We start from the raw sequence: 18,874 nt of genomic DNA on the forward strand, positions 1-18,874 counted from the left end.
ATGTGGACGTGTTCAATAGCCAAGTTGTATCGACCGACGTGGGCGGGCAGTTGCGGCCGACAGACAGACGCCCGATTTGCTCGCGGCGGTGAAGTACGTTCGTCGGATGGAGCGAATGACACCCGTCGATGCCCAGATGTACTGGATGTCGAGTCGAGTTCCGAACGACCAATTCCTGCTGTTCGCCTTCGACGGTGAGGTCGGCAACCTCGAGTCGGCCATCGACGACGTGCTCGGGCGCGCGGCGTCGAACATCGATCTGACATTGCGGGTCGCCGACCCAGGCTGTGCTTTCGACTACCCGTACTGGGTTCGTCACGGGGTCGGACCAGATCACGTCGCAGTGCATCAGTTGCCGCAGCCCACCTGGTCGGGTTGCCTTGCGGCCGTTCAGGATCTGTTCGCAGATCAGCTCGATCTCCGCGACAGTGTGTGGCGTCTGCACGTGTTCGAGGGTGTCGGGGACGTTCCCCGCTGCCAGGGACCGGCGACAGTGGTGGTCCTGCAGATCGGACACGCCCTCGCCGACGGTCGCCGTACGACGGGCGTGGCCAGGAGTCTGTTCGTCGATGTCGGAGAACCGCGCCGCGGCGTTGCCGCGAAACCCGAGAGCGGCTACTCGACGGTGCGGGCGGCAACGGTCGCGGCGATCCGGACACCCAAGCAGCTCGGCTCATTGGGTTTGCGAGGGCTGAATGCTGCTGTGACGCACCGAAGGCTGGTCGCGGACGTGGCCGACGGATCCGTGCCCGCGCAGGCCGATGTGCGGCCGGCACTGCCCACCAACAACAGGCCGGAGGGTCGCCGCGCGATCCGCACGCTGGTCCGTGACCGCGACGACTTTCCAGGGCCCACCGTCACCGTCGGAGCGCTCGCAGCCATCTCGCTGGGGTTGTCGGAGCACCTCGCCGGTCAGGGTGTCGACACTGCCACGCTCGGTGCGGAGCTGACTGTTGCAAAACCGGGAAAACCCCTCGCCCGCAACCACTTCCGGAACGTCGGTGTCGAGCTGTTCAGCACCACGCCATCATGGGAACGAAGAACCGAGCAGATCGCCGAGGCGCTGATGCATCGTCGATCACGTGGTGCTCATCCCGCGTTGCGAGCAGCCGACGAAGCCTTCGCGGCGGTTCCCGCTCCTTTGTTGTACTGGGGAACAACACAATTCGACCCGACTGCGGTCGCACTCATGGTCATCGGGAACACGGTGGTGTCGAGCATCAACCGCGGCCCGGCCGACCTGACATTCGGCGGGGCGCCGGTTGCGTTCACGGCCGGCTACCCGGCGCTGTCTCCGGCGATGGGCGTCACCCACGGGGTGCACGGAATCGGCGACACGGTGGCGATCAGTGTGCACGCCGCAGAGTCTGCGATCGGGAACATCGACGACTATCTCGAATCGCTGAGTGCGTCCATCGCATGGAACCGTATCGTCGCCGGACGGTGACCGACCGGCTCCTCTGCGGCCGCCCGTTGCTTGGCGTCAGTGGTCGTCGCTTCCGTTCTTGGTGCGTACCAACCGTTTCGGCAATCGGCCGACGAGTTCGCCCAGCGGGAGCACGGCCTGGCCGAGGACTTCGGCGGCATCGTTGAGCTGATCCACCGTCTCCTGCAGTTTGCGGATGTTCGGCGCGAGTTCGCCGATCACCTCGACGAGTTCGGTCAACCGATCCAGTGGTCCGCCCGGCGCGATGGTGCGCTCGATCGCGCCGTTCTCGCCCAGGAGTTGCTCGAGCAAACCCTCTTCGGCGACAAGTCGGTCCATGAAGCCTTCGTCCTCGGCAAGACGGTCGAGCAAACCGCCCGTCGTCGTCAGCTTCGCGAGGATCCCGTCCTCGGCGAGAAGGCGGTCTACCGGGCCACCACGAGAGAGGAGGCGATCGAGAGGTCCACCGTCTTCGGTCATCTGATAGAGCACGCCGTCGTCGGACAGCATCCGGTTCACCAGTCCGTCCTCGGACACCAAGCGTTCCAACGGCCCGCCCCTGGCTAGGACGCGACCCAATGAGCGGTCGTCTTCGAGGAGCTCGGCCACCTGGCCGATCAATTGAAGGGGACTGCGGCCGGGAGGTCCCTGAGACACCCCCAACGCCACCGTGATCTCGTGCTGCACGTTTTCGATGGCGATACGACTGACCGCCACGCTGGCCTCGACGGCCGACAGAGCCGCCCCTGCGATCGCGAATCCCAACCGGGTCGGGAGTTCGATCACCAATCTGGCATCCATGCCGTTCACCCTAAGACGTCCCCTCCACGCCGGTGGCCGATCACCCTGCTTTGGCCTTTGCCTTCTGTTCCTTCTTGAAGGCTCGCACCTTCTGCAGGGATTCCTCGTCCACCACGTCCGCCACCGAGCGGTAGCCGGCCTTGCTGTAGTCGCCGACCGCCTTCTGCCAGCCGGCCGGGGCGACGCCGCATTGCTTGGCGAGCAGGGCGGTGAAGATCTTGGCTTTCTGGGCACCGAAACCCGGCAGTTCATTGATGCGTTTGACCAGATCCGAACCGTCTGCCGCCTCGTTCCAGATCCGGGCGGTGTCACCGCCGTACTGTTCCACCACGATGGTGGCCAGGGCCTGCAGACGTCCGGCCATCGACCTGCCGTAGCGGTGGACGGCCGGAGGAGTGGCACACAGGTCGGCAAACGAGTCGGGCTCGGCGGCGGCGATCGCGGCGGGATCGAGATTGCCGAACCGTTCCCTGACCTTGGCAGGCCCGGCAAATGCTCGCTCCATCGGGAACTGCTGGTCCAGCAACATCCCGGCCAGCAGCGCGAAGGAATCGGTACTGAGCAACTCGTCGGCGGACGGGTCGCCCGTGATGTGCAGACTGGTCATGGACACGAAGTCTAGTGCCGGGCACCCAACCCACATCGACGCGCGCGAGGACCCGTCGCACCGAACCCCGATCGCCGGTGACTCGGTGGTGATTGAATGCTCGACAGGACGGTCCGGGTCGGGGAGAGCGGAGTCGGTCATGTGGAGACATACGCGAGTTGCGGCGGCGGCCCTGGCTGCCGCGGCCACGATGTCTGTGCTGGCCGCCGGCCAATCCTCGGCCGAGCCGTACACCGAACCCAACCTGGTGGACACCGTGCGCTGCGACAGCGCCGACCCGTGGTCGCCGGGCCGGCTCAGGATCGACATCGACGTGTACAACGATGTCGTCTTCCCGCCCGACGGGGCGCGTGGGCCTGTCCTCTACCTCAGTGCGAACAACTCGCGTCCTGGCTTCCTGCTCGACTACAACGTCGAGGCGACCGTGCGCTGGGTCAACACCACCACCGGAGCGCGTGGGACGAGGATCATCCCGGCGCGGGGCCGTTCGGCCAGTTGGGAAGGTTCCCTGCCGACCGGTCGTGGCCACGTTGCCTACGTCGTCACCCAGAAGATCGGCGCACTCGCCTTCATGCCCATGGTGAACCCGCAATCGTCGACCTGTCGTGGCGCTGCAACGGTGTGACCACCTGTCGGGTGGCGCGCTGGAGTTCCCCATCTCGTGGCGGCGTAAACGCGCGCCGGCCCCGCTCGCCGGTGACCGACTTGTGACCGACTGTCTTTCGGGGACTTGCGAACTCGCCTGACATGACAGGAGTAACGTCAGCTCTTGGCGTATGTCGTCGGCGGTGATTGCCGACCGCCGTCCGGAAGGTGGGTACCCCCCGATGTCCACAGGTGCAGCCAGTAGATCCAGCCGGCCGGTCGGGGGTGAGGCCCACGTCGCCAAGGTCATCGGTGTGACCGTCGCCGCAGCCGTCGGCGGATTCCTCTTCGGTTTCGACAGCTCGGTGGTCAACGGTGCTGTCGAATCCATCGGCACACATTTTGAGCTCAACTCGTTCATGAAGGGCTTCGCGGTCGCCATCGCACTCCTCGGGTGCGCGCTCGGCGCCTGGTTCGCCGGTCGGCTCGCGGACATCTGGGGCCGCAAGAAGGTGATGCTGCTCGGCTCCGCGCTGTTCATTGCCTCGTCCATCGGCACAGGATTGGCGTGGTCGGTTCCAGACCTGTTGATCTGGCGTGTGATCGGCGGCCTCGGTATCGGCATCGCGTCGGTGATCGCTCCGGCGTACATCGCCGAGATCGCCCCCGCCCGATACCGCGGTGCACTCGGATCCCTTCAGCAGTTGGCCATCACGATGGGCATCTTCGTCGCACTACTGTCGGATGCGCTGCTCGCCGATAGCGCCGGTAGCGCATCGAGCGATCTGTGGTTCGGTATCGAGGCGTGGCGCTGGATGTTCATGGTGGGCGTCATCCCTGCCATCGTCTACGGCGTTCTGGCCCTACTGATTCCGGAATCACCCCGGTACCTGGTGGGGAGCAACCTCGACGAGGAAGCCGCCCGCATCCTCACCGAAGTGACCGGTGAGCCCAACCCGCTCGAACGTGTCAAAGAGATCCGGCTGACGCTCAAACGTGAATCCAACGTGTCGATCAAGGACATCCGCGGGCCTTCGTTTGGTCTGCATCCCCTTGTGTGGGTGGGTATCTGGATCGCGGTGCTGCAGCAGTTCGTCGGCATCAACGCGATCTTCTACTACTCCACAACGCTGTGGCAGTCCGTCGGATTCAGTGAGAGCGAGTCGTTCAAGACGTCGGTGATCACCGCCGTTGTCAACGTGGTGATGACCTTCGGGGCGATCCTGTTCGTCGACCGCATCGGCCGCCGCAGGCTCCTGCTGATCGGTTCGGTCGGCATGGCCATCGGTCTCATACTGGCGTGCGCGGCCTTCACCCAGCAGCAAGGTTCGGGCGACGACATCACCCTCCCCGACAACTGGGGAGTGGTCGCCCTGATCGGTGCCAACCTGTTCGTGGTCGCGTTCGCTGCCACATGGGGTCCGGTCATGTGGGTGATGCTGGGGGAGATGTTCCCCAACCGGATCCGTGGTGTGGCGCTCGGTGTGTGCACCGGTGTGAACTGGCTCGCGAACTTCACCATCTCGCTGCTCTTCCCGGAACTGAACTCGCGCCTGGGCCTGGCATGGATCTACGGGTTCTTCGCGTTCTGCGCGATCGTGTCGTACTTCTACGTGCACTTCAAGGTTCCCGAGACCAAGGGTATGGAACTCGAGGACATGGACACCCTCGGCGACGTCGAGGCCGCACTCAAGGCCGAAAAGGCCGCGGCCAAAGAGAAATAGCGCTACAGCGAATCGGTGAACAGCGGCGGCCGTCCCTCTTTGCGGGCGGCCGTCGCTTCTTGGAAGTTGGCGGTCAGCAACCGGACGTAGAGCTGGCCGAGGCCTTCGGCCTGCATGTGCGCGTCGAGGCTCGAGGCCTCCATGCCCGACCAGAGCGTTCTCTTGGTCAGTTCGATTCCCGGGCGGGACAATTCGGCGATTCGGTCAGCGACGCGGCAGCACTCGTCGAGCAGGTCGGCGTCGGGAACAGTTCGCGATACCAACCCGATACGGGCGGCTTCGTCGGCGTGGACATCCCATCCGGTCAGCATCATCTCCGCGGCGTGTGAGCTGCCGACGGCTCGCGGCAACAGGTAACTCAAACCCAACTCGCTTGCGGTGAGCCCGTTGTTGATACCCGCCGCACGGAAATAGGCCGCTGCGCCTGCGATACGGATGTCGCATGCCAGCGCCAGACACAGTCCGCCACCGATCGCGGCGCCGTTGACAGCGGCGATCACCGGCTGATGCATGCGGCGGATCGCCTTGATCGTCTCGTCGAGCAGCTCCAGGGAACGAAGCGCGATCGTGGGGGCGGTCAGCCCGTCGATCCCGGGTATCTTGCCCGCCGACTTCTGGTCGGCGCCAGAACTGAACCCGCGTCCGGCGCCGGTGATGATCACAGCTCGGACGGCGTTGTCCGCACTGATCTCCTCGAGCTTTTCCTTGAAGGGCAGCATGACGTCAAAAGCCATGGCATTCATGCGTTCTGGGCGATCCAAGGTCACCATGGCAATGTGTTCGCGGGGATGGTCCACCCGGACATACGACATTTCGCCATCGTGACACGGGCGGCGTTCCCTGAGGTGCAAATCAGGGAAGTCGGCCACAAAGATCAGGGTCGATCCCCGATGGCAGGGGCGCTTGACGTCCATACATTGGGACAGGTGAGAGCGGCTCGGTGTCGCTGGGGGACTGAACAGAAAGGAATGACATGGACGAATTGGTTCGGGTTTCCGAGGGCAGGATGCTGGGAGGCGTCTGCACCGGCATCGCACGACGGTACGGCTGGGACGTGAATGCGGTGCGCGTGGCATTCGTGGTCTCGTGCCTGCTGCCGGGGCCGCAGCTGGTCGTTTACCTGGCTCTCTGGGTGGTGATGCCGATGCAGGGCAAGACCGTTCCCGCCGGCGGGGTCACGCCGGTCTGACGATGCCTGCGGCATGGCGCCGCTGGGCCAGTGAGTCGACGCCGTCGAGCAGGAACATCTGCGCGACGAAGTAGGTCGACAGCACGGTTGCCTCGCTCATTGCCCGTGGGAGGTTGCCGCGCAACAGGTACCGGCGATTCATCAGGATCGCATCAGACAGCATGAACAGGATCCCACCCGTTGCCAGTCGGCGGGTGGGATCGCCACGTGTGCCCGACGACAGGTACGGGTCGGCGGCCGTGGCCGCCATCACCGACAAGGCGGCGCCGTAGGTACCGAGCACGGGCAGCAGTCTGGGCTGGTTCAGGATCAGCAGTGCGGCAACCTCGTTCATCACCGCGAACCGGGGGAGCAGTCGTCGACGTGTCGGCCGGGCACCGTGCCGGGTGAACAGACCCAGGTAGGCCAGGTGTGCCGCGCCGAACATCGTTGCGCCGGTCTGTATGTACCGGTCTTTACCGGGACCGTCGGCGAACTCTTCGCGATACATGAAGTAGTCGCCGGCCGCCGAGGCGGTGATCGTGGCGGCCAGCAATGCGTTGTCCGTCGGTGCCCGTCGCCTCGTGCCGCGGGCAACGGTGATGGCCAACATTCCCAGCGCCGCCGGCTTGACGACAGCGACCACCGGCCGGTGGCGAACAGCTCCCGCTGCCGCCACCAACACGGTGGTCACCGCAAACGTCTTGCGCTCCGGATACTTCCAGCCGGACACCCGCATGTCTGGATCAGCCCGCGAAGACTTTCTCGACGAACCCTGAGGCATCAGGTAGCGCGGCCGCAGCCGTACCCTGACCGTCGGACGGATACGTACGCACCGTCACGTTCTGCCCCGACGCCTGCACCCTGTTGATGAAGTCGAGTGTGTACGGCAGCACAACCGTGGTGTCGAGCAGACCCTGTCCGATGAACACCGGCTTGTCGTAGCCGCGATCGGGAACACCGAGATAGGCGGCGACAACAGGCCTGATGTTCGGGATCGACGCGACCGGCTTGGTGAACAACTCGTTGAGACCGGTCGAGGCGACCGAGCGCTGCAGTTCGGCGGAACACACTTTGAGGGCCTTGTCCACGAGTGCCTTGCCCTCGGTGCTGAGGTAGGAGTTCAGATTGAGCTCCGGGTACGAGCCGCGGATACCCGCGATCGCATAGAGCACCTCGGCGGTGAGATCGGTGGGCAGCGGCACGGGGATGAAACCCGGTCCGGCACTGAGCACCAGTTCGCCCAGGTTGGCGGGCACGCTGGTGGTCACCGCGCCCCGGAAGTCGAGCTCTGGGCCCTGCCACGCGATGGCGTTGCGCGCAGTCGCCAGCGCCGAGGTCGCCCCGCTCCCGTTCCCGTTGACGATCCACTCGTCGGACAGGTCCGGGGTGATGTCGTGGGCGGCCTTGACCGCGTCGACGATGTTGCGTGCCTTGATGTCGCCCTGCAGGTCCGGCGTGGCCCCTTCGACACCGAGACCGGCGTAGTCCGAGGCGACCACGGCGTAGCCCTTGCGGAGCCAGGGGGTGATGTCGTTCCAGTGGGCGGCGGATTCGGTCTTACCCGACCAGGACGGCGCGCACTTGTCGGCCAGGCCGACGGTGTCGTGCGCCCATGCGATCACCGGCCAGCCGCCCTCGGGCGCAGTGCCTCTCGGCAGGTACACCGCGGCACTGCTGATCTCGCTGCGATTCTCGGCCGCGGTGGTCCAGTACGTGAAGCGGTCGGCGCTGCCGGCGCCGGTGACCCAGCGGTCGTCTGGCAGGCCGATGTTGGCGTGGACGGTGCCCGAGGTGGCGGTCGGCGCGGCGGCTGCCACGCCGGTCCCGATCGCGGCGGCCACGGTCGCGGCCAGGGCAGCAACGGTCAGACCGCTGACACCCATCCGTCGCAGTGCTTGTGTGTGAACACTTTTCATGACTTCTCCTACAAGAAAACGCTGATACCGAGCTACGCCTGGGTGATCCCGATCATCGGGAAGAAGAAGCAGCTGCGGTTTCCGTTCTGGACGGTGCCGAATACTGCGGACAACACTGTGCCGTTGCCCGTCTCCACCGGTGCCAGGCGGGCACCCTTGACGCTGACGTTGTTCACCACAGCCGAGATGCGCTCGGCGATCGCGGTGCGGATTGCGGCCGGGAAGGAGGCTGGGACGTTCTTCATCAGCAGGTCGACGATCGTCGTGCCCACCGGCGCCATGTCCGCGAAACCGCCCTTGAGGGTGTTCACGTTGAACCAGGCGACCTGCATTCCGGTGGCTGCGCCGTCGGCAGTGATGCCGGCCGGGAAGAAGCCGAAGAGCGTCTCACCGTCTTTGATGAGGTTGGCGTCGAGTCCTTCGGGAAGCTTCAGCCCGGGCAGGAAGTAGGGGCCCGGAATCGCTCCACCTACTGCGGGGACCAATCCGAGCGGATTGGATTCGGTCGGGGCTGTGCAGTTGAAGGCCGCCGACGGGTTGATGAAACTCTGGATGCCGAGCTTGCGCAGGCTCTCGTTGGCTTCGGCGAGAAGGCCGAACATGTCCGAGGAGTCAGCTGCCGGCGTGGCCGCGGTGCCGGCGACCTCGGTCGGCACCTGACCTGTTCCGCCCAGGAGTGCTTTCGCCGCGGCCAGGGCGGTCGGATCTCCCGAGGTCTTCGTCAGCGTTCCGATCGCCGAGGTGAGTTCGGCGTCGCTGGGGGTGTGCTTCGGAGCGGTGAGGGTCGTGTCGATCGGTGCCGCAGGCTCAGCCGAAGCCAGGGCAGGCATCAGCAGCGCCCCGGACGCTGCGATCGCTAGTGCGGCGACGCCTCGGCGAAGCATTGGTGAGCTGGGCATGGTTCCCCCTTGAAGAGAATGATGATGGGCCACCTGTTACCCGTGTGACAGATGTGGCCAATGGTGCGCTTGTTACACACAACCATGTGATTCAAGGAGAAGGCAAGCTGCGACGCCGACCTGTGATGCAACTGCTACCGTTCCGGTTTCCCTGCGGGTCAACGGATCTCGGCGGGACTGTTCGCAATGATAAAAGAAACAGGCGCCGACCAGATGGTCGGCGCCTGTTGCTGTGCGGGGGAGGGCTAGATGTTCATCAAGCCGACGGTCGGGATGATGGTGCAGCTGACCACCTTGCCCTCGGTCTTTGTGGTGACGTTGCCGTAGATGGCCGAGATGACCCGGCCTTTACCGGTTTTCGCGATTGTGGTGAAAGTTCCGGGGCCCTCGGCGACGTTGATCTTCTCGTTGCGCTGCAGGCTCTGCTGGCCGGTCTTGCCGGTGTCGATGTTGACCCAGGCCACGGTCAGCGGGGCTTCTTTGTTGTTCACTGCGGGCCCGGTGCCGAGGCTGGTGTAGACGAAGCCGGCTTCGCCGCGGGCGGGGCCGGGAGCGGGTGCCTGCTGCGGTCCTGCGGTCGCGAGCGCGGTGCCCACGGAGTTGCCTCCGGGAATGCACCCGTTGCCCAGGGTCGGGTAGAGGAATTGCTGGATCACGGGTGCGCCGGGGCCGGTGGGAATGGCGGGACCGCCACCGCCGGTGCCCTCGAGAAAGCTGATGACACGATCCCAGATCTTCGCGAGGTCCGGCGGCAGTCCGGAGTCGGCTGCCAGGGTCTTGGCGTTCGCCATCAGATCGGCATTGACCTTGCCGTCGGGGCCCGGGGTCGCGGCCGAACCGATGATCGCCGGGACGAACGCGCCCAGCGACTGCAGCGTGGCCTCGCTGACCTTGGGTGTCGGCGCCGGGGCCGGTGCGGCAGAGGCCGTGGCCGGCAGTGCGAGCGCAGCGCTGGCGGCAACCGCGACGGCCGTGACGACCCGGCGGGCGGAAAGGTTGGGCAACGGCTTGCGTGAACGCTTGCTGCTGCGACCTGTCGGCTCACTGAATAGCACTGTGTGGTGTCCCATCTTGCGTTGATTGCCCGCGATCTGACGGCTGGTGTGTAAATCGCCGTGCTGACGGTAACCGTTCCGTGACCATCCCGCCAACAGGGGGACGCGCCGCGAGAATCGATTTCTGTCGCCAGGGGACCATAGCGTGTTACTGGAGTGACTCATGGGGCTGGAGACACAATTGTTATGTGTCATTCGGGCCACGACCTCGAGCACTGGGCGAGATGGCTTCGTCGAGTGCCTGGTTAGATCATTGATGACCAGCACCACCGCACCTCTGGAGGCTCGATGCGTCGACGACATCAACTCGTAGCAGCGCTGATCGCTGCCGCGGTCGCCACGACCGCCTTGAGCGCCTGTGGCGACTCGGACACCAGCGATGAGGTGGTGTTGCTCACCCACGACTCGTTTGTGCTGCCGGACGAACTCCTGGCCACCTTCGAGGACCAGACCGGACTGACCCTGAAGGTGGTCAAAGAAGCCGATGCGGGTCAGTTGTCCTCTTCGGTCGCCCTCACGGCCGGATCGCCTCGCGGCGACGCCGTGTACGGCATCGACAACACCTTCGCGTCCCGGGTCATCGACGCCGGTGCCCTGGTGGAGTACACCAGCCCCGACAACGCGCTCGGACCCGCCGACGACGCGTTGCCGCCCCCCAACCTGCTCACCGCCGTCGACCGGGGAGACGTCTGCGTGAACGTGGACAACACCTGGTTCGCCGACCGCAACCTGCCCGCACCCCGGAACCTGGCCGATCTCACCGATCCGCGGTACCGCGGGCTGACCGTCGCCATGGATCCCGCCACGTCATCACCCGGAATGGCGTTCCTGCTCGCGACCATCGCCGCCTACCCGGATGGGGTGAACGGCGGATGGCAGGGCTACTGGCAGCGACTGCGCGACAACGAGGTGGCCATCGCGCCCGGATGGACCGAGGCCTACAACCAGGAGTTCACCGCGGGTGAGGGCAAGGGCTCCAAGCCGATCGTCGTCTCCTACGCATCGTCGCCCGCGTTTCTCCCCACCACCACCGCTTTGCTCGACACCTGCTTCGAGCAGATCGAGTACGCCGGCGTGCTGCGCGGCGCGTCGAACGAAGACGGCGCCAAGAAGGTCATCGACTACTTGATCAGTGAGCCCGTTCAGGCGGCGCTTCCCGAGTCGATGTACGTCTACCCGGTCCGTGAAGGAATACCTCTGCCCGCCGACTGGGCTCAGCACGCTCCCGAGCCCGAGTCCGCCGCAACCATGCCCGCCGACGAGATCGCGACGAACCGCGAAGCGTGGCAACAGGAGTGGCGCACCGTGATGGGCCGCTGATCGAGGTGCCGACGGCTCGGCCGGCACATTCGGCCATTGCCGGCCGAGTGGCGGTGACAGCTCTGGGCGCCGCCCCGCTGGTGTTCGTGGCGGTGATGTTCGGCTGGCCACTCGTGGCCTTGGCGGAGCGGGCGTTCGCCGACGGCTCCGCGTCGAACCTGTGGCAGCTCCTCGATGGCGCCAACGCCGCACACCTGCTGTGGTTCACCGTCGCGCAGGCGGCCGCGTCCACTGCCCTCACCCTGCTGATCGGCCTTCCGCTCGCGTGGGTGCTGTCCACCTATGAACTCCGGGGTGCGCTGCTGCTGAGGGTGCTCGTCACCATCCCTTTTGTCCTGCCCACTGTTGTTGTCGGCGTTGCGTTCTCAGCTCTGCTGGGTGATCGCGGTCCGCTCGCCGGACTTGATCTCGCCGCATCGGTCTGGGCAATCCTTTTGGCGCACATGTTCTTCAATGTCGCAGTGGTGGTGCGCACGGTCGGGTCGGTGTGGTCCGGAATAGATCCTCGCTCCGAGCAGGCCGCCCGGACTCTCGGAGCCGGACCCGTTCGCGTGTTCCGCACAATCACCTTGCCCGCGTTGGCCCCGGCCATCGCCTCTGCGGCATCAGTGGTGTTCCTGTTCTGCGCGACCAGCTTCGGGGTCATCCTGATACTCGGTGGCGGCAGATTCAACACGCTGGAGACCGAGATCTACCGGCAGGCAATCGGCTTCTTCCAGCTACCTGCTGCGGTTGCGCTCTCGATGGTCCAGATCGTCGTGGTCGCGGTGGTGGTCGCGATCAGCGCGATCCTCGGTCGCCGGGCCCGCGCGACAGCTGCTCCGCGATATCGCAGGCGACCACGCGGCCGTGAATGGCCGGTGATCGGCTCGATCCTCGGGGTGTCCGGGGTGATCCTGCTGGCCCCACCGGCAATCCTGGTGCTGCGCTCGGTGCGACCCACCGTGGGTGGGAGCTGGAATCTGGACGGTTACCGGGCGCTGTCGGAGTCGGTGAACGGTCAGACACCACTGGACACCATGCGGTATTCGCTGGTCAGTGCGACGTGGGCGACGGTCATCGTGATGCTCCTCGGTCTTGCCGGCGCCGTTGCCATCTCCCGGGCGAGGGGGTGGTCGAGCAGTGCTGCCACGGCGATCACCATGCTCCCGCTGGGGGTCAGCGCGGTGACCGTCGGCCTCGGGTACCTCGTTGTCCTGACCGCGATGCCGCGGGAGGTGAGCACCTCGCCGGCCATCGTGCCCGCGGTGCAGGCCCTGATCGCGTGCCCTCTGGTCATCCGGATCCTGGTGCCGGCAATGGGTCTGATCGACGGGCGGCTGCGTCAGGCGACGGCCACCCTGGGAGCCGGTCCGTGGCGGGTGTGGTGGACCGTCGACTTCCCGGTCATCAGGCGAGCACTGTGCGCTGCAGCGGGTTTCGCTTTTGTCATTGCGCTCGGGGAGTTCGGGGCGACCAGTTTTGTTGCTCGTCCCGACACCACGACGGTGCCGGTACTGATCGGTTCGTCCCTTGCCAGGCCCGGGTCGGGCAACTTCGCGACCGCGATGGCGTGCTCGGTGATGATGCTGGTGGTGACTGCCGTGGTGGTCACCCTGATCGAGGTCGTCCGTCGCGAAGAACGGGGAGGCGAGTTCTGAGATGCTCCAATTGTCCTCTGTGACAGTCGGTTATCGGTCCGAAACCGTCCTCGACGACCTCAGCTTGTCGATCGGCACCGAGGGATCGGCCATCACGGCACTGCTGGGTCCGTCGGGATGTGGCAAATCCACCCTCATCCGTGCCATCGCCGGCCTGGAACCACTGACCGGCGGCACGATCACGTTCGACGGAGCGGATCTGGCGCCGATCGCGACCCATCGGCGCGACTTCGGGGTGGTGTTCCAGGACGGACAGTTGCTGCCCGGACGCAGCGTCGCTGACAACATCGGATACGGATTGCGTGCCCGACGCTGGCGTGGAGATGCCACCGCCGCCCGGGTGGCCGAGATGCTCGACCTGGTTGATCTCTCCGGCTACGGGAACCGGCAGGTCGCCGAGTTGTCGGGTGGGCAGCAGCAGCGGGTGGCCCTGGCCCGCGCTCTTGCCCCTCGTCCTCGCCTGTTGTTGCTCGACGAACCACTTTCGGCCCTCGATCGGCAACTTCGTGAACGACTCGCCGTCGAGATCGCCGAGATCATCGACGCCACAGGCACTCCCACCATCGTGGTGACCCACGACCACACCGAGGCGGCGTTGATGGCCGACCACATCGCCGTCATGGACCGGGGCCGGATCATCCAGCACGACGACCCGGCGTCGTTGTGGCGCGCACCGCGAAACGAGCGGGTCGCTCGGTTCATCGGGTGCACAACCATCTGCCAAGGGACCGTTCGTGCGGGTGTGTTGGACAGCGACCTCGGTGCGGTCGCACTGGATGTTCCCGATGGGCGAGTGCGAATAGGGCTACGGCCGGATGCCGTCACGGCCGTACCGCTTGCCGATGCCGGGCAGTCGGCGCCCGTCGGAACGGTGCGGCATGTGGCGTCGCTGCCGGAGGGAACACGAGTGCGGCTGTCGGTGGCGGGAATCGATGTCGATGCCGTGAGCAGCGCTGCGGTGTCGTTGGGTGATCGGATGGCGATTGCGCTCGACGCACACCGGCTTGCGGTCGTCACCGAACACAGCACGGAGGACGCCGATGCGTGAAGTCGTCGCCGGGGCAGTGATCGGGGATGGTCGGCTGCTGCTCGCGCAACGGACCTATCCCACGGAGGTCGCCGGGTTGTGGGAACTGCCGGGCGGAAAGGTCGAGGCGGGGGAGACCCGTGAACAAGCCCTGCGCCGCGAACTCGGCGAGGAACTCGGCATCGAGGTACGAGTCGGTCGGCAACTAGGGGACCCCGTACCGTTGCGCGCCGACCTCGTCCTGGTCGCGCTGGCCGCTGATCTGATCAAGGGGTCGCCCCGGCCGGCGGAACACTCGGCCGTGCGGTGGGTCGAGACTCCGGAACTCGAGTCGATGGCGGCGCGGGGTGAACTCGTGCCTGCGGACGTTGCCTGGCTAGATGACCTGATCGAACTGCTGGCCGTCAGGCAGCGCGGGAACGAACCTTCTTGAGGGCTTTGGTGAGTTCCTTGTTGGACATGCCCTGATCAGCGAACTTCTGCATCTTGTGAATCACCACGGGGCAGCGAAGGCACCGGGTGGACGATCGGCAGCACTTCTTTTTCGCCTTCATGCTGCAGACATCTGCCGCCTTCTTCTTGCCCACTGCTGACCTCTTCGCGTCGGTGCGTACCCGGAAAAGTTAGGTTAGCAGCACCTTAATTCTAGGGTCGATGTGTCCTGTGACGGCGCTCTCACCGGGGTACCGGATACCCTGTATTGGTCTGAGCACCTCGCTCGACCTTTTTGACATGCCCACTTCACGTCCGGAGAACTTCAGTGACTGCTGCCCCCAATTTCCGCAACGTCGCGATCGTTGCGCACGTCGACCACGGGAAAACCACCCTGGTTGATGCGATGCTGCGGCAATCGGGCGTTTTCGAGGAACGCGCCGAACTCGTCGATCGTGTGATGGATTCCGGCGACCTCGAGCGGGAAAAGGGCATCACGATCCTCGCCAAGAACACCGCGGTGCACCGTCGTCAGCCCGACGGCACCGAAGTGGTCATCAACGTCATCGACACCCCCGGCCACGCTGACTTCGGTGGTGAGGTCGAACGCGGCCTGTCCATGGTCGACGGTGTTGTGCTCCTGGTCGACGCGTCCGAGGGTCCGCTGCCGCAGACCCGCTTCGTGCTGCGCAAGGCCCTTGCCGCCTCGCTGCCCGTGATCCTGCTGGTCAACAAGACCGACCGACCCGATGCCCGCATCGCCGAGGTCGTCGAGGAAAGCCACGATCTGTTGCTCGACCTCGCTTCGGACGTCGATGACGAAGCTGCCGAGGCCGCCGAACTGGCCCTCGATCTGCCCGTCCTCTACGCCTCGGGCCGCGCTGGTATCGCCAGCACGAAGGCGCCCGAGAACGGCAACGTCCCCGAAGGCGAAAACCTCGACGCCCTCTTCGACGTTCTGCTGTCGTACGTGCCGGCCCCCAAGGGCGATCTCGACGCGCCTCTGCAGGCCCACGTCACCAACCTCGACGCGTCGGCCTTCCTCGGTCGCCTCGCGCTGGTCCGTCTCTACGCCGGCACCTTGAAGAAGGGCCAGACCGTCGCTTGGCTGCGTGAGGTCAACGGCGAACCCGTCACCGAGCGCGCCAAGATCACCGAGCTCCTGATCACCGTCGGTGTCGAGCGGACGCCTGGCGAGGTCGCCGTCGCCGGCGACATCGTGGCCGTCGCCGGCATGCCGGACATCATGATCGGCGACACCCTCGCCGACATCGATCACCCGATCGCGCTGCCACGGATCACGGTCGACGAGCCGGCGATCTCGGTGACCATCGGCACCAACACCTCGCCGCTCGTCGGTCGGGTCAAGGGCCACAAACTCACCTCTCGCATGGTCAAAGACCGCCTCGACAGCGAACTGATCGGTAACGTCTCGCTGCGCGTCCTCGACATCGGCCGTCCCGATGCCTGGGAGGTCCAGGGTCGTGGCGAGCTCGCGCTGGCCATCCTCGTCGAGCAGATGCGCCGCGAGGGCTTCGAGCTGACCGTCGGCAAGCCGCAGGTGGTCACCAAGCAGGTCGACGGCAAGCTCCACGAGCCGTTCGAGCACCTGACCATCGACGTCCCCGAGGAGTACCTCGGTGCGGTCACTCAGCTGCTGGCGGCCCGCAAGGGTCGCATGGGCGACATGACCAACCACGGCAGTGGCTGGGTTCGGATGGAGTTCATCGTGCCCTCCCGCGGACTGATCGGTTTCCGGACCGACTTCCTGACCGAGACCCGCGGCACCGGTATCGCCAACGCGGTGTTCGACGGCTACGCGCCGTGGGCCGGCGAGATCCGCGCCCGCCACACCGGCTCGCTGGTCTCCGACCGCGCGGGAACGGTGACCCCGTTCGCGATGATCCAGCTCGCCGATCGCGGAACGTTCTTCGTCGAGCCGGGTGCCGACACGTACGAGGGCATGGTCGTGGGTATCAACCCGCGCATGGAGGACCTCGACATCAACGTCACCAAGGAGAAGAAGCTGACCAACATGCGTCAGTCCTCCGCCGACGTGATGGAGACCCTGGCCAAGCCCATAAAGCTCGAGCTCGAGGCCGCGATGGAGTTCTGTACCGACGACGAGTGCGTCGAGGTCACCCCGGAGGTCGTCCGGGTGCGCAAGGTCAACCTCGACTCGAACACCCGCGCACGTGAGCGGTCGAAGACCAAGGCCCGCAACCAGAGCGTCAGCTGACTCGCTGTGTGAGCTGACATCGGGCGAAGGATCGACGACGGGGAGTTGATGACGGGCGACGCTGCCGGACAATCGCGGTTGGATACCAAGGCGCTCAGCGCGCTGAGGTGCTTGGGGCTCGTCGCGGCGTGTCTCATGCTCGTCACGGCGTGCGTCGCCGACCCGCCGCCCCCTGTGCAGCAGACCAATTCGGTTCCGCCCGAGCCCACCGAGCCGTCGGGTCAGGTGCTGTACGTCGCCACCGACTCGATCGGTATCGGCTTCAACCCGCACCTGGCCGCGGACCAGTCGGCGGTGACCACGGCGGTCGCGGCGATGACGTTGCCCAGTTCATTCCGGCCGGTCGCCGACGGCCCGCGGGTGGGATGGGTGATGGACCCGGCTCTGCTCACCAGCGCGGAGGTGACCGGCACCGCGCCGTTCACGATCACCTATCGCATCCACGAGGACGCCCAGTGGTCCGACGGGCTGCCGATCACCGCAGAGGACTTCATCTACCTCTGGCAGCAGATGTCACGTCAACCCAACGTCACCGCGCCCGCCGGATACCGGCTGATCACCGATGTCCGCAGTGGCGGTGGTGGCAAAGAGGTCACCGCGACCTTCGCGGCGCCGTACCCGGCATGGCGGGAGCTGTTCAACGACCTCCTTCCGTCGCATGTGCTCAAGGGCGCTCCCGGCGGCTTCCAGTCGGGCATGGACAGCGGCTTCCCGGCGTCCGGTGGCCCCTTCACGATCAGCGGCATCGACCACAGCCGCGACGAGGTGCGGATGATCCGCAACGATCGGTTCTGGCTCAAGCCGGCAATCGTCGATCGGCTGACCCTCCGGCGCGCCGGCACCATCAGCCAGGTGGCGGATTCGATGCGCTCAGGCGACACGCGCGTCGCTGCGATCAGCGGCGGGCCGGCCCTGGGCGCCAACCTCGGCAGCATCGGCGGTGTCCAGACCGGGAAGGTGGCCCAGTCCCGCACGCTCGGGATCACGGTGAACACCCGGACCGACTCGATGGCCGATCTGGATCTGCGGCGGGCGGTGCTCGGTTCCATCGACACCCAGCTCGTCACCTACGCCGGAGCGGACGACACCGAGGTGCTGCCGGCCATGAACTCGGTGTACGCACCGTCGGACCCGGGTTATTACCCGGTTCCGCGCACGGTTGCCACACCTCAGCAGATCGATGGGTGGATATCGGCCGCCGGATATCGCCGGGGGTTGGCCGAACCGCCGCCGACCCCGTCGGACGAATCGATCCCGTCGGATGCGCCGGTCTCGACGACAACGGAGACCACCACCACTGCACCCGGTTCGTCTGACGTGTCGGGCACATCCACCCCGCAGACCCCAGCCGGCGATCTGCCCCGCCTGCCCGTGGGCGTCCAGCAGGTGGAGCGGGACGGTGAACCCCTCATCGTGCGGGTTGCCTCGGTCAGCGGCGATCCACGGACCGGCGCCGCGGCCGCGAACATCGTGGACCAGCTGGGCCGCTCGGGAATCCGCGCCGAGACCGTCAGCCTGTCCACCGCCGACCTCTACAGCTCGGCTCTGACCGGCCGTCAGGTCGACATAGTCGTGGGCTGGAGCCGCGCGGGCGAGTCGCCTGCCACCGCACTGGCATCGAACACCGAATGCCTCAGTACCGAGGCGACCACGGAGACATCGGCCTCGGGTGAACCCGGTCCCAGCCCGTCGGCGACACCATCTCCCGGCCCCACCGAGTCGGCGTCGAGCTCGTCGCAGGCACCCGAGGAGCGCACCGAACCGCGGTACACCAGCAACGTGTCCGGCCTGTGCAACCCGGCACTGCAGGCCCTGTCGGCGCGGGCCATCTCGGCCGACGACCCGACCGAGGATCTCCGCGGCGCCCAGCGACTCCTCGACGACCAATCTGTGTATCTGCCCGTCTATCAGGACGTCCTCACGACGGCGGTATCGCCGCTGGTGACCGGCGCACCTGTCACCGGGCCGGTTCAGACGGGTATCTTCGGTGGGTCCGCGGGCTGGCAGCAGCAGACCGGAAATTGAAAAGAGA

General features: G+C 66.0%; 18 protein-coding genes. 10 read left to right on the forward strand and 8 right to left on the reverse strand.

Annotation, left to right across the window (positions count from 1 at the left end; genetic code table 11):
• Nucleotides 1-106 precede the first annotated feature (106 nt).
• Complete coding sequence (locus tag ACVWY6_RS04525; protein WP_457536379.1) at nucleotides 107-1,447, forward strand: wax ester/triacylglycerol synthase domain-containing protein; 1,341 nt, start codon at nucleotides 107-109, stop codon at nucleotides 1,445-1,447.
• Nucleotides 1,448-1,483: 36 nt separating this feature from the next.
• Here the strand turns inward: ACVWY6_RS04525 and ACVWY6_RS04530 are convergent, their stop codons facing one another.
• A complete protein-coding gene (locus ACVWY6_RS04530; protein ID WP_030164170.1) occupies nucleotides 1,484-2,227 on the reverse strand; it encodes a hypothetical protein in 744 nt (247 codons plus the stop codon).
• A 40-nt stretch (nucleotides 2,228-2,267) separates the two neighbouring features.
• Nucleotides 2,268-2,834: an HhH-GPD-type base excision DNA repair protein gene (locus ACVWY6_RS04535; protein WP_457536381.1), complete on the reverse strand. Its 567-nt coding sequence runs from the start codon at nucleotides 2,832-2,834 to the stop codon at nucleotides 2,268-2,270.
• Between the two features lie 139 nt (nucleotides 2,835-2,973).
• Here ACVWY6_RS04535 and ACVWY6_RS04540 point away from each other — a divergent pair, with 139 nt between their 5' ends.
• The gene (locus tag ACVWY6_RS04540) at nucleotides 2,974-3,459 is read left to right on the forward strand and encodes a hypothetical protein (protein WP_457536382.1); all 486 of its coding nucleotides are present in this window, start codon (nucleotides 2,974-2,976) and stop codon (nucleotides 3,457-3,459) included.
• 202 nt (nucleotides 3,460-3,661) lie between these two features.
• Nucleotides 3,662-5,143, forward strand: coding sequence for a sugar porter family MFS transporter (locus ACVWY6_RS04545; RefSeq protein WP_030164163.1), 1,482 nt, complete (start codon nucleotides 3,662-3,664; stop codon nucleotides 5,141-5,143).
• 2 nt (nucleotides 5,144-5,145) lie between these two features.
• On the opposite strand, the gene ACVWY6_RS04550 is transcribed toward ACVWY6_RS04545, so the two are convergent.
• Entirely contained in the window at nucleotides 5,146-5,955 is an 810-nt protein-coding gene (locus ACVWY6_RS04550; RefSeq protein ID WP_457536385.1) for an enoyl-CoA hydratase, read from the reverse strand.
• 161 nt (nucleotides 5,956-6,116) lie between these two features.
• Between ACVWY6_RS04550 and ACVWY6_RS04555 the strand changes: the two genes are divergently transcribed.
• Nucleotides 6,117-6,332: a PspC domain-containing protein gene (locus ACVWY6_RS04555; RefSeq protein ID WP_400728054.1), complete on the forward strand. Its 216-nt coding sequence runs from the start codon at nucleotides 6,117-6,119 to the stop codon at nucleotides 6,330-6,332.
• Here the strand turns inward: ACVWY6_RS04555 and ACVWY6_RS04560 are convergent.
• The 4 genes from ACVWY6_RS04560 to ACVWY6_RS04575 form a co-directional block, all read right to left on the reverse strand.
• A complete protein-coding gene (locus ACVWY6_RS04560; RefSeq protein ID WP_457536386.1) occupies nucleotides 6,319-7,050 on the reverse strand; it encodes a lysoplasmalogenase in 732 nt (243 codons plus the stop codon). The two genes, ACVWY6_RS04555 and ACVWY6_RS04560, sit on opposite strands and share 14 nt — an antisense overlap.
• 7 nt (nucleotides 7,051-7,057) lie before the next feature.
• On the reverse strand, nucleotides 7,058-8,230 hold the full coding sequence (locus ACVWY6_RS04565; protein ID WP_457536387.1) for a lipase family protein: 1,173 nt from the start codon (nucleotides 8,228-8,230) through the stop codon (nucleotides 7,058-7,060).
• Between the two features lie 32 nt (nucleotides 8,231-8,262).
• Nucleotides 8,263-9,129, reverse strand: a complete 867-nt coding sequence (locus ACVWY6_RS04570; protein WP_457536389.1) for a hypothetical protein — start codon at nucleotides 9,127-9,129, stop codon at nucleotides 8,263-8,265.
• A 245-nt stretch (nucleotides 9,130-9,374) separates the two neighbouring features.
• On the reverse strand, nucleotides 9,375-10,184 hold the full coding sequence (locus ACVWY6_RS04575; RefSeq protein ID WP_030164144.1) for an Rv1157c family protein: 810 nt from the start codon (nucleotides 10,182-10,184) through the stop codon (nucleotides 9,375-9,377).
• Between the two features lie 288 nt (nucleotides 10,185-10,472).
• Between ACVWY6_RS04575 and ACVWY6_RS04580 the strand changes: the two genes are divergently transcribed.
• The 4 genes from ACVWY6_RS04580 to ACVWY6_RS04595 all read left to right on the forward strand — a co-directional run bounded on the left by ACVWY6_RS04580 (nucleotide 10,473) and on the right by ACVWY6_RS04595 (nucleotide 14,604).
• Complete coding sequence (locus ACVWY6_RS04580) at nucleotides 10,473-11,504, forward strand: thiamine ABC transporter substrate-binding protein (RefSeq protein ID WP_457536391.1); 1,032 nt, start codon at nucleotides 10,473-10,475, stop codon at nucleotides 11,502-11,504.
• 95 nt (nucleotides 11,505-11,599) lie between these two features.
• Complete coding sequence (locus ACVWY6_RS04585) at nucleotides 11,600-13,144, forward strand: ABC transporter permease (RefSeq protein ID WP_457536892.1); 1,545 nt, start codon at nucleotides 11,600-11,602, stop codon at nucleotides 13,142-13,144.
• 1 nt (nucleotide 13,145) lies between these two features.
• Nucleotides 13,146-14,192, forward strand: a complete 1,047-nt coding sequence (locus tag ACVWY6_RS04590) for an ABC transporter ATP-binding protein (RefSeq protein WP_457536392.1) — start codon at nucleotides 13,146-13,148, stop codon at nucleotides 14,190-14,192.
• Nucleotides 14,185-14,604 carry a (deoxy)nucleoside triphosphate pyrophosphohydrolase gene (locus tag ACVWY6_RS04595; RefSeq protein WP_457536394.1) on the forward strand — a complete coding sequence of 140 codons (420 nt, stop codon included), beginning with the start codon at nucleotides 14,185-14,187 and terminating at the stop codon, nucleotides 14,602-14,604. Before ACVWY6_RS04590 ends, ACVWY6_RS04595 begins: the two co-directional genes overlap by 8 nt.
• Here ACVWY6_RS04595 and ACVWY6_RS04600 read toward each other — a convergent pair.
• Nucleotides 14,576-14,758 (reverse strand): hypothetical protein, encoded by a 183-nt coding sequence (locus tag ACVWY6_RS04600; protein ID WP_033335720.1) that lies wholly within the window; start codon nucleotides 14,756-14,758, stop codon nucleotides 14,576-14,578. The genes ACVWY6_RS04595 and ACVWY6_RS04600 overlap by 29 nt on opposite strands.
• Before the next feature lie 173 nt (nucleotides 14,759-14,931).
• On the opposite strand from ACVWY6_RS04600, the gene typA reads away from it, so the two are divergent.
• On the forward strand, nucleotides 14,932-16,842 hold the full coding sequence (gene typA, locus ACVWY6_RS04605; protein ID WP_023963277.1) for a translational GTPase TypA: 1,911 nt from the start codon (nucleotides 14,932-14,934) through the stop codon (nucleotides 16,840-16,842).
• A gap of 48 nt (nucleotides 16,843-16,890) precedes the next feature.
• Nucleotides 16,891-18,867: an ABC transporter family substrate-binding protein gene (locus ACVWY6_RS04610; protein WP_457536396.1), complete on the forward strand. Its 1,977-nt coding sequence runs from the start codon at nucleotides 16,891-16,893 to the stop codon at nucleotides 18,865-18,867.
• Nucleotides 18,868-18,874: the final 7 nt, after the last annotated feature.

The sequence above is a fragment of the Williamsia sp. R60 genome, from assembly GCF_054063855.1.